Annotated in this window: 16 protein-coding genes; 11 read left to right on the forward strand and 5 right to left on the reverse strand. The window is 49.6% G+C overall.

The features are described 5' to 3' along the window. The first annotated feature begins 88 nt into the window (after positions 1-88). The 7 genes from VJ374_RS08140 to VJ374_RS08170 all read left to right on the forward strand — a co-directional run bounded on the left by VJ374_RS08140 (position 89) and on the right by VJ374_RS08170 (position 6,943). Positions 89-1,792: a DUF2339 domain-containing protein gene (locus tag VJ374_RS08140; protein WP_329468259.1), complete on the forward strand. Its 1,704-nt coding sequence runs from the start codon at positions 89-91 to the stop codon at positions 1,790-1,792. Between the two features lie 134 nt (positions 1,793-1,926). Then, entirely contained in the window at positions 1,927-2,745 is an 819-nt protein-coding gene (gene efeO, locus VJ374_RS08145) for an iron uptake system protein EfeO (RefSeq protein ID WP_329468261.1), read from the forward strand. Positions 2,746-2,747: 2 nt separating this feature from the next. Further along, positions 2,748-3,980, forward strand: coding sequence for an iron uptake transporter deferrochelatase/peroxidase subunit (gene efeB, locus VJ374_RS08150; protein WP_369792028.1), 1,233 nt, complete (start codon positions 2,748-2,750; stop codon positions 3,978-3,980). Next, positions 3,964-5,637, forward strand: a complete 1,674-nt coding sequence (locus VJ374_RS08155) for an FTR1 family iron permease (RefSeq protein ID WP_329471039.1) — start codon at positions 3,964-3,966, stop codon at positions 5,635-5,637. The genes efeB and VJ374_RS08155 overlap by 17 nt, the downstream gene beginning before the upstream one ends. An 86-nt stretch (positions 5,638-5,723) precedes the next feature. Next, the gene (locus tag VJ374_RS08160) at positions 5,724-6,185 is read left to right on the forward strand and encodes a YflT domain-containing protein (RefSeq protein ID WP_035407992.1); all 462 of its coding nucleotides are present in this window, start codon (positions 5,724-5,726) and stop codon (positions 6,183-6,185) included. Between the two features lie 93 nt (positions 6,186-6,278). Then, positions 6,279-6,644: a YciI family protein gene (locus VJ374_RS08165; protein WP_329468264.1), complete on the forward strand. Its 366-nt coding sequence runs from the start codon at positions 6,279-6,281 to the stop codon at positions 6,642-6,644. Next, positions 6,641-6,943 (forward strand): putative quinol monooxygenase, encoded by a 303-nt coding sequence (locus tag VJ374_RS08170; protein ID WP_329468266.1) that lies wholly within the window; start codon positions 6,641-6,643, stop codon positions 6,941-6,943. Before VJ374_RS08165 ends, VJ374_RS08170 begins: the two co-directional genes overlap by 4 nt. Positions 6,944-6,983: 40 nt before the next feature. Here VJ374_RS08170 and VJ374_RS08175 read toward each other — a convergent pair whose 3' ends face one another. After that, entirely contained in the window at positions 6,984-7,301 is a 318-nt protein-coding gene (locus tag VJ374_RS08175) for a hypothetical protein (protein ID WP_290750393.1), read from the reverse strand. A 79-nt stretch (positions 7,302-7,380) separates the two neighbouring features. Next, positions 7,381-7,917 (reverse strand): flavodoxin family protein, encoded by a 537-nt coding sequence (locus tag VJ374_RS08180; protein WP_290750396.1) that lies wholly within the window; start codon positions 7,915-7,917, stop codon positions 7,381-7,383. 145 nt (positions 7,918-8,062) lie between these two features. Here VJ374_RS08180 and VJ374_RS08185 point away from each other — a divergent pair, with 145 nt between their 5' ends. Beyond that, the gene (locus VJ374_RS08185) at positions 8,063-8,731 is read left to right on the forward strand and encodes a hypothetical protein (RefSeq protein ID WP_214853785.1); all 669 of its coding nucleotides are present in this window, start codon (positions 8,063-8,065) and stop codon (positions 8,729-8,731) included. On the opposite strand, the gene VJ374_RS08190 is transcribed toward VJ374_RS08185, so the two are convergent. Beyond that, positions 8,719-9,570 (reverse strand): alpha/beta fold hydrolase, encoded by an 852-nt coding sequence (locus VJ374_RS08190; protein WP_329468275.1) that lies wholly within the window; start codon positions 9,568-9,570, stop codon positions 8,719-8,721. The genes VJ374_RS08185 and VJ374_RS08190 overlap by 13 nt on opposite strands. A gap of 113 nt (positions 9,571-9,683) precedes the next feature. Here VJ374_RS08190 and VJ374_RS08195 point away from each other — a divergent pair, with 113 nt between their 5' ends. From VJ374_RS08195 to VJ374_RS08205, 3 genes are all read left to right on the forward strand, one after another. Beyond that, complete coding sequence (locus tag VJ374_RS08195; protein ID WP_329468277.1) at positions 9,684-10,688, forward strand: helix-turn-helix transcriptional regulator; 1,005 nt, start codon at positions 9,684-9,686, stop codon at positions 10,686-10,688. Between the two features lie 154 nt (positions 10,689-10,842). Continuing rightward, a complete protein-coding gene (locus VJ374_RS08200) occupies positions 10,843-11,169 on the forward strand; it encodes a hypothetical protein (RefSeq protein ID WP_290750408.1) in 327 nt (108 codons plus the stop codon). A 326-nt stretch (positions 11,170-11,495) separates the two neighbouring features. Further along, entirely contained in the window at positions 11,496-12,014 is a 519-nt protein-coding gene (locus VJ374_RS08205; RefSeq protein WP_290750411.1) for a hypothetical protein, read from the forward strand. A gap of 247 nt (positions 12,015-12,261) precedes the next feature. Here the strand turns inward: VJ374_RS08205 and VJ374_RS08210 are convergent, their stop codons facing one another. Both VJ374_RS08210 and VJ374_RS08215 read right to left on the reverse strand, forming a co-directional pair. Then, positions 12,262-13,236 (reverse strand): hypothetical protein, encoded by a 975-nt coding sequence (locus VJ374_RS08210; RefSeq protein WP_035407970.1) that lies wholly within the window; start codon positions 13,234-13,236, stop codon positions 12,262-12,264. Next, positions 13,233-14,279, reverse strand: coding sequence for a DUF58 domain-containing protein (locus VJ374_RS08215; RefSeq protein ID WP_035407969.1), 1,047 nt, complete (start codon positions 14,277-14,279; stop codon positions 13,233-13,235). Before VJ374_RS08215 ends, VJ374_RS08210 begins: the two co-directional genes overlap by 4 nt. Positions 14,280-14,281 lie beyond the last annotated feature (2 nt).

The raw sequence follows: 14,281 nt of genomic DNA on the forward strand, positions 1-14,281 counted from the left end.
ATTGATACGAAAACTACTGTAAAATGAAGGAGTTCACCGGCTAGGTGTGTAAAAGAATGACAATGTATCCATGAAAGGAAGTGAAGAGATGGAAGATCCACGGATCACGCGTCTCGAGCAGGAGGTCGAAGCGTTACGCCAACGCGTGGCTGCCCTTGAAGGACAGCACACTTCGTCTGTCGCACCTGAACCGAGCGAACCAGAAGTGAGTACGGTCGCCCGCCCAGCTCCGCGCCCTGCTTATACGAAACGAAAACCGGTTGTTCCTCCACCAACATTTAAGGAAAAACGCTCCCGCGAAGACTGGGAACAGGTCATCGCGACCGTTTGGTTACCCCGGATTGGAGCCATATTCGCCGCACTTGGGGCTTTGTTCCTCTTTTCCTACGCCTCGGTTGCCGGTCTGATCAGTCCGCCTGTCCGCATCGGAAGTGGGGTATTGATCGGTTTACTCGTCATCGCCCTTGGAGAATACCAGTATGAGAAGAAACGACGTGAGCTCGGGGTCGGACTCGTCGCGACCGGTACGATCGTCGCCTTGGCGGCACTGTTCGCCGGGATGGCCTTATATCAATTCTATCCACCATCTTTAGCCTTCTTACTTGAGCTCGTCGTCGTCTTCATCGCGTACGGTTTGATGCTCTGGATGCGATCGCAAGCCTTGCTCGTCCTCGTATCCATCACCGGCTTCTTATTACCGTATCTGCAATTATCAGATAATCCAAACTTACCGCTTTTCTTATTGTACGAAGTCATCCTCTTCGCAGCGATCTTCTTTGCGGTTGACCGACTGAAGGCAAAAAAAGCGTTTGTCTTCGCTTGGGTGATCTTTACGATCGCACTCGCGTTCGGTCTACTCTCGTTAGAGCTCTACTGGCTTGATGAACAGGTACCACGACTTGATGAATGGTCTCTCTTACTTGCGACATTCTTCGGCTACGGTGCGACTTCCTTCGTCGGAAAACGGATTCAGTTTGAGAAGAACGTCCCAAGTTGGCTCGCTGGGGGTGTCGTCTTACTGACGTTACTGATCCTTGACTGGTCGTTCGGTACGCTGATCGCGATTCTGTTCGCTGGCACTGCCTATCTGCTCGCTGAACGATTGAAGGATCTCGCTCAAAACGGTGTCGGTCACGTCGCCTTACTCGTCGCCGTCCTCTTGATTCCGGCAGATGCCCTCAGCTGGACGTATCAACTGCGCTACTTTTTGATTGCTGGATTAATCGCTGCATTCTGGTTCGTTCCACGAGCGCGAATGCCACACCAACGGTTATTTAACGTCGGATTGTATGTCGTCTTCATCTTCTCGGCTGTCGTTGACTATGAAACCTATCAAAACCTAGGTTTATCCTACGCCTTGACCGTTCTAGCGATGGTCCTAGCTTCGACGGCGTTCGTCTTACTCCTCGTTCAGACACATCGTGATCCGAGGTGGAAAGGGTCGTGGCAACTCGTACTTGTCCTAGCGGCGATCGGTGTTTTTACGACCTATACGTTGATCATCATGGAGTTACCGTTCTATCGCGGTCTTGAAGAGACAGCGCGTAGTACGACGTTATCCGCGGCTTATATCGTCCTTGCCCTCGTGCTCGTCGCGATCGGTCGGATGCGGACGTCGTCGACATGGCGGTTATCCGGGTTGTTGCTCCTGACGATCAGTGCCGTCAAGCTTTTATTGTTTGACTTGTCATTCCTCACCTTGTTCCAAAAAGCGTTCGTCTTCATTGGCTTTGGGATTGTCACGTTCATTATTTCACGGACCTATTTCAAAAAACGAAAAAAAAATACCTGACAAAGCGCTTGGATTGGTCAAAAATGACTAATTCAAGCTTTTTTTATTACGCAAAAATTTTTATTGATAACGATTATCATTGTCGTCTATACTGATGAAGGAACTGACTTAACCATTTACAGGGGGAACGATAGATGAAACAAGCATTGTTGATGACAGGCGCACTCGCGGTCGTCTTAGCGGGTTGTAGTGAAGCCAAACAAGCGGAGAAACCAGCACCGAAAAAGGAGAATTTCGATCAGGTCGTCACCGATTACCGGACGTATGCAATCAATGAAATCGATACGTTCGTTCGTGAGACAGAAAAATTCACCGATGCCGTTCAAGCGGGCAAACTGGAAGAAGCGAAAGCATTGTACGCACCGACGCGGATGTATTACGAACGCGCGGAACCGATCGCGGAAGTGTTCGGTGATCTCGATCCGAAAATCGATGCGCGAGCAGGCGATGTCAAAGCGTCGGAGTGGGGTGGCTACCACCGGATCGAACAAGGGTTGTTTGAAAAGGGAACGACAAAAGGCTATGAAGCGTACGCGAAGCAATTGATGAAAGACGTTCATTTACTGCGGGCGAAGGTCGAGACGGTCGAGGTGACGCCGGAACTACTCGTCACGGGGGCGACGGATCTATTAAACGAAGTCTCGACGTCAAAAGTGACAGGCGAAGAAGACCGTTATTCGCATACGGACTTATATGACTTCGCAGCAAACGTCGAGGGGGCTGAAAAAATCTATGACCTGTTAAACCCGGCGCTGAAGAAACAAGATGCGGCGTTATCAAAAGAGATCGCTGCTCGCTTCAAGGATGTCCACGCTTTACTCGATGCGAAGAAACAGGGTGACGGCTATGTCCTCTACACGAGTCTCTCGAAACAAGACGTCAAACAGATGAGTGTCGCAATCAATGAACTCGCGGAACCGCTCTCGAAGATGGGCATCGTACTGGAGGGATAAGCATGAAACCAATACAAGAAGGCGTCACGCGACGGGATGTCCTGAAGGTCGCAGGCTTGACGAGTCTCGGGGCCGCCCTGTATGCCAGTGGTCTTGAGAAGTTTCTTCCGCGGACATTAACTGTTGAAGCAAGTGATCAAGAGCCGTTCTACGGGACGTATCAGGCAGGCATTTTGACACCACCACAAAACCACGTCCAAGTCGTAGCGTTTGATATCAAGACGGAGCGACGCGATGAACTCGTTGATTTATTAAAACGCTGGACACGGTTATGTGCCCGACTTGCGGCTGGGTTACCATATGGCGATTCCGACTCCCGTTACGTCCCACCGGAAGATACGGGGGAAGCGGACGGATTATCTGCCGGTCATTTGACGTTTACGTTCGGGTGCGGTCCAAGTCTATTTGACGGTCGCTTTGGTATTCAGCATAAACGACCGGAGGCGCTTAAACCGTTGCCGACGTTCGATCTCGATCGTTTAGATGAAAAATGGGGCGGAGGTGATCTTGTCGTTCAAGTTTGCGGTGATGATGCGCAAGTCGTCTTCCATGCAATTCGTAACCTCGTCCGTGTTGGGCGCGGAACGGTCGCGATGCGATGGTCGCAAGCTGGCTTCCAGCGCAGTAAAGCAGCAGATGCCTCTGGCGGGACGCCGCGCAATCTATTCGGCTTCAAGGATGGCACGGGAAATCCCGACGTCTCGAAGCAACAAGTCCGGAAAGAATCGCTCTTTTGTCAGTGGCAGGACGGGACGCCGTGGTTAACGAACGGCTCGTTCCTCGTCGTCCGCCGCATTCAGATGCATCTCGAGGTTTGGGACCGGACGATCCTGAAGGAACAGGAACGGACTTTCGGACGCGAACGTGCTTCCGGGGCACCGCTCGGCTCAACAGACGAGTTCGCTTCCGTCACCCCAGCGAAACGACAAGCTCGTGGCGAAGCTGCCTTACCGGTTGACTCGCATACCGCTGTCGCGCATGGAGACGGGAAGACAGCGATCCTACGCCGTTCCTACTCTTATCAAGACGGCATTGATGAGAAGACAGGTGCCCTCGATGCTGGACTACTCTTTTTATCGTATCAGCGTTCGCCAAAACAATTCATCGCGATTCAGCGCCGTCTTGCCGCGCAGGATCGACTGAATGAATACATCACGCACCGTGGAAGTGCCATTTTCGCCTGCTTCGGTGGGATCTCGAAAGGAGGCTACATCGGTGATGCGTTATTTGCGTAATCTTGTCCTTTTACTTGTACTCCTTGTAGCTGGTCAACACGCGGTGCCTGTCCATGCTGCTTCGACGGATGATCTCTATGTCGCAATCGGACAAGCGCTGTCTGCCGTCGCAAGTGAAGATCGCACGGCACTGAATCAAGCCATCGAAGAATTAGGGCAAGCTGCTCAAGATTTACCTGATCAACAAGCAGCAATCACGAAAGCCGTCAAACAGGTCGATGCAAAACGGTCGGCAACGTTTCCCGAGGTCCGCGAGCAACTAACGGCACTCTCTGCTGCCGTTCGGAAGCAGGAAGAAGCAACGAAACCGAAGACAGATCCGGTTGCGAAAGCAAAGGTGAAGCAATTACTTTCGCTTACGAACGAGATGCGTCAAGTCAAAGCGAGCGATCGTCCGGCAGCGGAACAACGATTGTTGACCGCATGGGCAACGCACGAAAGTCTTGTCCGTAATGACAGTATCGGTCACTATGGCAACATCGAGATGGCGCTTGCCTCGATTCGGATCGCCGCGGCGCGAAAGCCTGCGGATACGAAGGAGTGGAAGGCGGCACTTGATCAATTCGACAATGCAATCCAGTCCTTCCTCGACGGAGAACAAGTCCAAGCGAAGAAAACAAGACTGCAGTCACTGCTGACACCGCTTGAAGAGGCGCAGACCGCGCTTGCAGCAAGTGATTTGCCCCAGGCGGAGCTGGCACTCGAATCGTTTCTGAAGACCTGGCCGCGAGCCGAAGGCGAGGTCCGGACACGAAATGAAGGTCTCTATTCCCAGCTTGAATCAGACGTACCCCTGCTACTTGCTCGGCTGACGCCGGAAACTCGGCAAAAGACGGCACAAGAACTCCAGTCGTTCGAGAATGCTATTGCACAATTACAAACAAAGACGCATTATACGTTCATCGACGCGATGCTCGTGATGCTCCGGGAAGGTTTGGAAGCATTATTAATCGTCAGTGCACTTGTTGCCTTTGCACGGAAAAGCCGAACCAAACAAGAAGGTAAGGTCTGGGCAGGTGCCGGGCTTGGTCTGATCGCAAGTGGTCTGTTAGCCCTCATCCTGCAGACAGTCTTTCAAGCCTCATTCGCAGCAACAGGTCGCGAACAAATCGAGGGCTATACGGGAATCGTCGCGGTCGTCGTCATGCTGTTCGTCGGCTACTGGTTGCACTCGAAAAGCGCCGTCGCGAAACGCAAACACTTTTTGTCGACGCTCTCAACGACGTCCTTGTTCTTCGTCAGTTTCTTGACAATCTTCCGGGAAGGTGCCGAGACGTTGTTATTCTACATCGGAATGGCACCAGCGATGACGAAGACTGCCTTGTTGTCCGGGATTGGTCTTGCAATCGTCATCATCGGACTCGTCTCGTATGCGGTCATCCAGATCGGTGTTCGTTTACCGATCCATCGTTTGTTCCAAGTCGCATCCTGGTTAATTTATCTGATGGCATTCAAGATTCTTGGTACGAGTCTGCACGCGTTGCAGCTGACAAACGTCTTACCGATCCATCCGATCAATGGACTCGGAACCGCCGGCTGGATCGGCTTCTATCCGACGATCGAGACACTCATCCCGCAAGTCGTCCTGATGATTTTGATTGCGATGTTTACGATCTGGCAAAAACGACGCACAGCAGCAATCCAGACGGCTGCTTAATCCATTTTTCGATTTCAGGTTTTAACTATTATGTTTCGGGTATAACTTCTTATCAGCAGCTTGCTGCATGAAGGAGAGGGATTTTTATGCTTGAAACGCGCATCGTACGAAACATGACCGCTGTCGACGCAGAAGTGACGAGCCTTAAATCAAGTGGTTATTCGAATAAACAGATCTACATCTTTGCGAAAGACGAAGAACTCGCGGAACGCATCGCGAACGATACGCAGACGTTACCGTATCGCGTGACGAAGAAGTCGTTCTTCGAGACCTTATTATCAGCCGTCCGGAGTAACCGGAAAGACCGGATCGCTCAGTTGTCCGAGCTTGGTATGACGAAGGATGTCGCCGAGGACCTAGAAGATGAAGTCCGACACGGTCGGATTGTCATCGTCGGTTCGAAGTCTGATTTACTGAATCCAGCGTTTGCGGCATCGTATGTGGCGGATGAAGCAACCGATTATGGTGCTGGCGTCCCGAAACTCGAAGATGAGGAAACGACAACAACATTACCAGCCGATCAAAATGTCAAATTAAAAGATGAATGATACGTAAGCCTCCTGTTTCTCAGTATAGAGACAGGAGGCTTTTGTTTAACCTTCTCTTGGAAGGGAATGGAAAGGATGAAAGGAGGAAAGATGATGCAATTCTTATATATTGGCTATTACGATGCAGACCAGATGGATGCTTTATCGAAGGAAGAGATTGACGCCTTGATGTCGCGTTGTGATGCGTTGATGAACACCTTTAATAAACAAGTGAACGTTTTATCAGACTGGCACCCGGGTCTAGCGACACAAGCACTTTACTGGCGAGATGGTGTCGTGCAGACGAATGATGAACCAGATCGCTCGAGTGGGGAGCAAATCGGCAGTTTGATCGTCTTTGAAGCACGTGATTTAGATCATGCGATGGAACTAGCTTTCCTTCATCCGACGACTCAAGTCGCAGAAGGGGAATCTTACGGTTGGCGAGCGGAAGTTCGACCGTTATCAGGTACCTCATGATGTATGGATTATGGACGACATTTACGACTCGAAACGGACAACGCGACAACGTCATTGCCCTGTTGCTTGAAGCTGCGGCTTCTCTTGCGACGCATCCGGGCTGCCTGCACTACATCATCAGCCGTTCTGACGAGCCAGATGTTTTGCATGTTCGCGAAATTTGGACGGATTCGGCTACTCATCAAGCATCCTTAACTTTACCGGTGACGCAGCACTTGATTACGCAAGCGCGTCCGTTACTTGAACATGTTGAACGTGTACTGGAAGATCAACCGCTCGGTGGCAAAGGACTCATATAAATCAAAACCCCTTCTCTCATCGAGAAGGGGTTGAATGCTGTTAGGTTGCCTTCCACTTGATATCGATGACGTCCGACGCTCGCACCATTCGGCGCATACCTGTCGATGTGACGAGTTCAATCGTTCCACGGTCATGAAAAATCGCTTGGATTGAACCGGATACCATATCCAGTTGTTTCAATCGGACGTGGACCGTCTGTCCGGTCCGGACTGCACGTTCCATGATGTGTTGCAAGGAGAGGCGATCACGAACAATCGTCTCTTCGCGTGATTGATACAAATGTTCAAGATGAAGGATATGCTGGCGTGAAGTCAGTTGTTTCCACTTGCGATTCGATCGTTTTTTAGATGCGAACATGGCTGACCACCTCCTGAATTGAGTCGTACGCTAGACAGTCGTGCGCTCTGCTTCAGATAATTCCCTTCAAGATCCGTGCTTAAACACGTGCACCTGACATTTTTTCGCGAAACGCCTCGATGGCCACAATTGCTTCTTGATCGTGTTCGACCTCACCCGGTGCATTCCCTTCGGCAAGAATCGTTGTCTCAAGCGTCGCACCGAGGAACGACGCGATATGCTTGAACTGCGTGACGAGTGCCTGTCCTTTGATGCGTGGATCGTCTCCACCGACGGCAATCAAGTGGAATCGTTTCCCTGCCATTCGGCTTTTGAAGTCGAGCTCTTCGTCGCGAAGTGACTCGCTGAATCGGTCGATGAATAATTTCATCTTCGTCGACATCGAGTACCAGTAAATCGGTGTGATGAACAGGATGTCATCGTGTTCAAGCATCGCTTCGACGATTCGGCGATAATCATCACCGATCGGCAAAAAGCCACCATGATGACGGCGGTCTTCAATCGGCTGAATCGAGACGTTCGCCAAATCGACAGCCACATGACGGATGCCTTTCAACGCTTGTTCACCGAGCCATTCACTGTTTCCTTTACGTGAGCTACCATAAATCGTATACATATCGTGCATCTCCTTTTGAATTCGATTGTTTTATTCTATTCCAAACTTCACTGTCAATACATCGATATGCTCACAATTGGTTTTGAATAAGGGTTTTGCGGAAAAAGACAAGAAGACGAAAAACAAATAGGGGAGGAACAGTCGAATGGAGAGAAGTACGCTCATTGCGCTAGAAAAACACTTATATGCCATCCACCTCGAAATGGATGGACTGGCGCGGCTGATTACGAAACAATTGATTCATTTGAGCCAAGTGGCTGCATCCGTCGAACATTTTCGGCGGATGAGCTTTGATATCTATAAACATCGGACGTCGCTCGAACAGGTTCCGTCACAAGTCTTATATGAGACGGCTCTCGATTACGAAGATTGGCTCGAGGAAGAATTTGATGAGATTCCTGCTAATTGGCAACTGGCGACGAAAGAAGAAGAGGTACTCGAGCAGCTCTGGTGGTTCGAATTCTCACGGATTCTAGCAGAACTCGAAGAATGGCTCAGTCTTTATCTGATTCGCCGAATTCGAGAAGATGTCCGCTATATGCCACCGGTGATCGAGAAGAACGCCTACGCCTTGTCGGAAGATGCCCGACACGTCTTTTGGCGACTTTTACAACGTTCCGTCGCGAAGCCTTCATCAAAAATCAAGGCCAATCAATTATCGTGCCGAATGGGGATCGCCGAGATCGCCCGCTGTGCCCGCCTCAACCAAGATCGAACACGTCGTGCGATCGGTGAACTGAAGAACCGGGGACTGGTTGCGATCGAAGAGGACGACGAGAAGTTGAAGATGCGGCTTCGGCTTCAAGTCATCTGATTGAAAGCGATGAAGCGTTCAATCATGCGTTCATCCCAACGCGCGGATGGACCAATCCAAATGAGATGACCGGGGCTCTTCGATTCGATGAACTGTGCATGCGGAATGCTTCGTCGAGCGTATTCCGCGTGTTCGAACGGAACAGCACGGTCTGACTTTGAATGGACGATCAAAACCGGACACGTGACGGCTTCGAGTCGCTCTTGTCCTAAGTCTTGCGTGATATCGAATAACACACCCCTTCCTGGACCATTTTGAAGACCGACCTCATATAACAACGAAGCATCCGTCTCACTGATGTGAGTACGGATTGTTTCGCGTGGTAAGAGACTCGTCATCTCGACCATCCGGACGGCCGCTTCTTCAGGAAACTTCCGAATTTTATCCTTCACATACGCCCAAATCCCCCATTGAATGAACTGCAAGGGACGCTGCAAGACCGGTTGGATGAGTAGGCGATGATAAGGAAGTGAAATCCGATGCGTCATCGCACATGCTAAGACGAGGGCATGAACGCCCGTATCCATTCCGGCAAGGGCGATCGCCGTCGGTCCTCCGGCTGAGATGCCGTAAACGGTATAGTGTTCGATTTGACGGGATGCGAGCCACCCGGCGTAAAATGTCGCGAGCGCCTCTGGATTATCTGCGAGTTGAAGTGGTGTTCGCCCATACCCCGGACGCGATGGTACGATGACGCGATACCCTGCAGCAATCAATTTCTCGACATGGTAGATTTCCCGATAATCCGACTGCGTCCCATGAATTAAAAGAATGACGGGACCGCTTCCGCTATCCCGGTAATCAAAGCGCTGACCGTTCCATTCTGCGATACAATGCATCCAAATTCTCCTATCTCTTAATATTTACCATTTTATTGTTAATCTAATTTTCTTTTTCATGTATACTGTAAAGTATAACCAAACCATTGTGACTTAGGAAATGAGGATGCGTAGTGTCAAACGAAAAATTAACAAACCGTGACCGCTTACTTGCTGTACGAGAAATCTTCGAACGTCAGTCGGATGAAGATCATACGTTGACGCTTGAGGAATTAAGCATGGAACTCTCGAAACGAGGCTTAATCGAGAAGCTATCCCGAAAATCGTTAAAGGATGATATTGCAGCACTTGCTAAATCAGGCTTCGACGTCGTGGCGGAAGAGACGAAGAATGGACTTGCCATTCCGTATCATCTCGTCAGTCGTCCTTTTGAACATCATCAGCTCCGATTGCTCGTCGATGCCATCGCTAGTGCGAAGTTCATCTCGGAAAGTGAGACAACAGCTCTCGTCAAGACGCTTCAATCCCTGACGAGTGATAAGATGGCGGAGTCACTTCAGCCGGTCCTACATACTGTCAAAAAACCAAAAGGGATGACGTCCCGCTCAATCGATACGATTCAGAAAGCAATCAGTGAAGGTTTTGTCATCAGCTTCCAGTACCAAGGGAAATTCAACGAACGGACGCGAAAGTTCGAGTTACGCAAGGATGGCGAGCATTATCTCGTTTCACCAGCACATCTATTGATGGATAACGGAAATTACTATTTGATCGGAAGAGACGAACGGATCAAAGAGGTTCGAACGTATCGGGTCGATCGAATCGTTGATTGTAAAGCATTCGAACCGATGGAAGAACCGGTCTATGTCGAGCCAAGTTACTTAAGTAATATGTTCAACATGTATGGAGGAGAGAACGAGCAATTGACGCTTAAATTCCAGGAGAGTCTGATGCCGACCGTCGTTGACCGATTCGGGACCGATATCCGTTGTCGTCGTCTCGATGACCTCTGGTTCGAGGTTAAGGTCGATGCGCTCTTTTCTGACGGCTTCATGATGTGGCTGATCCAGTTCGGCAACCAAGCAGAAATCATCGCACCTGTCGAACGCCGAGAGACATTCAAGAATAAAATAGCGGGTCTTGCGACGATGTACCAAGTCGAAACTCCTGCTCTCTAAGAGGTAAAGCAAGGTTCATTTGACCATGGATCTTGCTTTTTTAATTACGGAATAAAAAAATGTCGTTTTTTGTCGGATATTCATATTTGAATATTTTAAGCGAATAGTTCCAGTTACTATTATAGGTATCTGATACTTATGTAGGAGGAACGACATGCAACAGATGGAAAAAAGCCGATCAAACGGGATGCGGAAATTAGGTGCTTTCCTGTTCTTCGTTTGTTTATCCTATACATCTTGGTACTTATTCTCACTTTTTGTCTTTCATTTCGTGTTACCAGAAGATGTCATGACATCACTCGACATCGTCGCGTTCGGATTCAGTCCGGTTATCGCTCTTGTTGTCACCATCGGATCGCTACGTTTGATCGAACGGCGCATGAAACCTAAATTTACCCCCCTTTTATTCATTGGGTATATGCTTTCAACAAGTGTTTTGATCTATTATTCAGTTGCCTACGCGCTTCTACCCCGACTGTGACTTGCAACTCCCCAGCAATTGGCATATGCTACGCTTATAGCTTGCTAGGTAAGGGGGGATACGATGAATGCACAGTATATCCTCGACTGGATGCCGCTCGTGATTCCTGTCGGTGCCATCGTCTTTATTGTCGTCATTGCGCGTAAGGCTTCAAAAATCGATGCTGAAAAGTAAGAAGACTCCAACTAGGGAGTCTTTTTTTATCGGATTCCGTTGACACTTTATTCTTGTGATTTCCCTATTGTTCGAAAACATAACGCCACACATTTTTATGGTATAAAGAAACTATGTGAAAGACCTAATATCAGGAAATCATGGAGGGACAGATGAGACAAAGAACCGTCATGACTTTACTTGCACTCAGTCTACTGCTTACCGTGTGTATGTTGAAAAAATCGACGTTGACGCCAAAAGCTAGTACCATCGATCTCACCATCGCTGTCGTCGGAACGGCTCCAGTTCTTACACAATCTCCGGACTTCCACTCAATTGATCTGCAGGAAATCAAAGGAGATTTACGTCAATATGACGCCGTCATGATCATGCCGGAGTACTTACATAAGGCAGCAGGACGTGACTATGCCTCCGTCTACCGGAAAGCACATATTCCATTTTTCTTCATCGGCTCTCAAAAATCCATCGAACCGTTTCTTGATCCGAGTCTCTCCTATGAGGGAAGCATCTCGGTGCCGAATCCGACGTTTGCAGCTGGTATGCTCTATGACGATACGCAAGAGACGACCTGGTTGTTCGGAGAGGGGATCGAACGACCGAATCGTTCGGAGCAACTGAGGATCTATCAATCGATTTTTCAAACGATTGAACAGAGCCACCTGGAAAATTAACGCTTGAAGGAAACTAGACCGAAAGTGTCCGGAAGTGTACTCATTTCTTTTCGCTTCGGTCTGTTTTTCGTCCATCGAAATGTTTTGTTGGCGCTAAGACGATTTCCCGGATATTGACATGTTGTGGTGACGCGATGGTGGATCAAACCATCTCTGCGACTGGTGACTTGCGACGACACTACGCAATCAATTGATGCGCACTTAATATGCGACAAAAAGCCCTTGCTCCACGAGCAAAGGCTTTTTGTTAACGTTCGATTTGTTCGCGTACTTGACGCCGGAACGTTTGGATATCATAGGCGGGTTCGCTTGTACTGAATTCAATCCCGTCGATTAAACGCGCATTGGATGACGCATCCGGGAACTCAATCCGCATCAACCACTCAAGCGTCGTCTCCTCATGACGTCTTGGGAAGGCTTGTTCAAGTTGCGAAGCAATCTTCAGCAACGGGTGATGACTATAACGTTTTGGAGCATGCGTTCGTACCTGTTTGGAACGTTTGACAGTCTGTTCCATTTCAATCGGAATGACTTTTCGCTTCCGGATGACGTACAGCGTGATTGCAACGAACAATACAGTCACGATTGCCGTCACGATCCAAATCCAATGTGACGTTCCCGCTTGGACCGTTGCTTGTTTGACGTCTTCCACGCTTTTGATGTTTTCAAGTCCCATCGCGCGGTTCGTCATGTTGTCCGCTTTTCGTCCGAGTGGCTCCGTCCAAAGGAAGAGGGAGCCAAATGCTTCAAACAGCGGTCGGATCGAATTCGTCACGGACCCTACGAGTACTTCCTTCGTCAATCGAAAAAGACCGGCTAAAAGGAGCCCTAACGTCAGCATCAGACCAACTGTTGAGAAGATACGTCGCCATTCTGTCATATAGGTGACGACGAATGGATACGCGACGACAAGGAAGAGGAGCAAAAAGGCACCAAGCGGTGGAGTCACACCTGGGAATAGAATCATCACGCCACCGACGATCAGTCCACTTGCGGCGTAACGCCAAGCTGACTCGACCGTATCAAGAAATGCGGTCCAGGCGACGAAGATAAGAGCTAAAATACAAGCAACCGGAGATAGAATGAACAGTAATCCCGCTGCGAGTAGCTGTAGTCCAATCCGAAGCGAGCGGTGCGGCACGAAGGCAAGTGCCGGGAAAACGAGTGCTAGATAGAACGGAACGGGTAACAGACTCGCTAGGAAAATCCACCAGAGAATCATGCGCTCACCCCTTTCTGCCGATGACCGAGATGGATCTCTGCCGTCGTTGACGGAACGCTCCGTTGTAAGCGTTTCGTGAAATAGCGGCGCTCGAGTGGTAAGTCATATTCTGAGATCCGGGCAAGACATTCCATCGTCCGCAGGAACTGATGTTTCCCCGTACCGGACGGGACATGATACCACTGACCCGTTCGATTGACCATCGAGATCCAAAGACTGTAGGAAGCGCCTTGTTTTTCGAGTTCGCGGATGATTGTTGCGGCACGCGATAAGAGTTTCTCGAAGTCAGAGCGGAGGGCGAGCCCGTCTGCTGACAGACCATCGACGATCACGGCATAATCATGATTACGTTTCCGATCATATTGATACGAATACAGTTCGTTTGTCTTTGCATAGGCAGACCAATAGATCGATTTCGCATCTCCGGAATAGGGAACGACTGAATGAAAACTCGAACGATCCGAAAACGGACTCGAACGATCAATCGTCTCACCCGGAATCATCCGCTCGTTCCACTCGACGGACGCTGGTGCGAAGTCCGGGAAGACATGCCCAAGTTCCTGGATGTCGAGCGTGATATAGATCGTCATCAGATGAAACGGATCCGAGATCATGATGTCAAACGATTGAATCCGAATCGTTCCTCGCTGTGCGGCAATGACATCGATTGAAAACGGGACGATCGTCTGTTTACCGACATACATGTGTTGACGCCAAAACTGACTATTCGCGTCAGGAAGCTTGATTTGATCCCCGAGTAGACCGGAAATCGTAATCCGTCCAAGCGGCAACTTCGTCGGATTCGTCAGCTCGAACGGAATCTGGATCGCTTCTTCCCGGAAAGCACGGACTGTCTCAAGGAGGCGGACGTGGATCCGCTTCGCGACATATTCAAGATAATAGGGCATCACCCAGCCGTATATCGTATAGGCAAATAACAAGGCCGCCATCCAAACAGGACCATAGAGTCCGACGATGATCCCACTTGCGCCCGTCATGGTGAGAATGATGAGGTTAAAGGCTTTTGGTGTGATCAATTGCATGA

Origin of the sequence: Exiguobacterium sp. 9-2 (assembly GCF_036287235.1) — a bacterium.
Classification (GTDB): domain Bacteria; phylum Bacillota; class Bacilli; order Exiguobacteriales; family Exiguobacteriaceae; genus Exiguobacterium_A.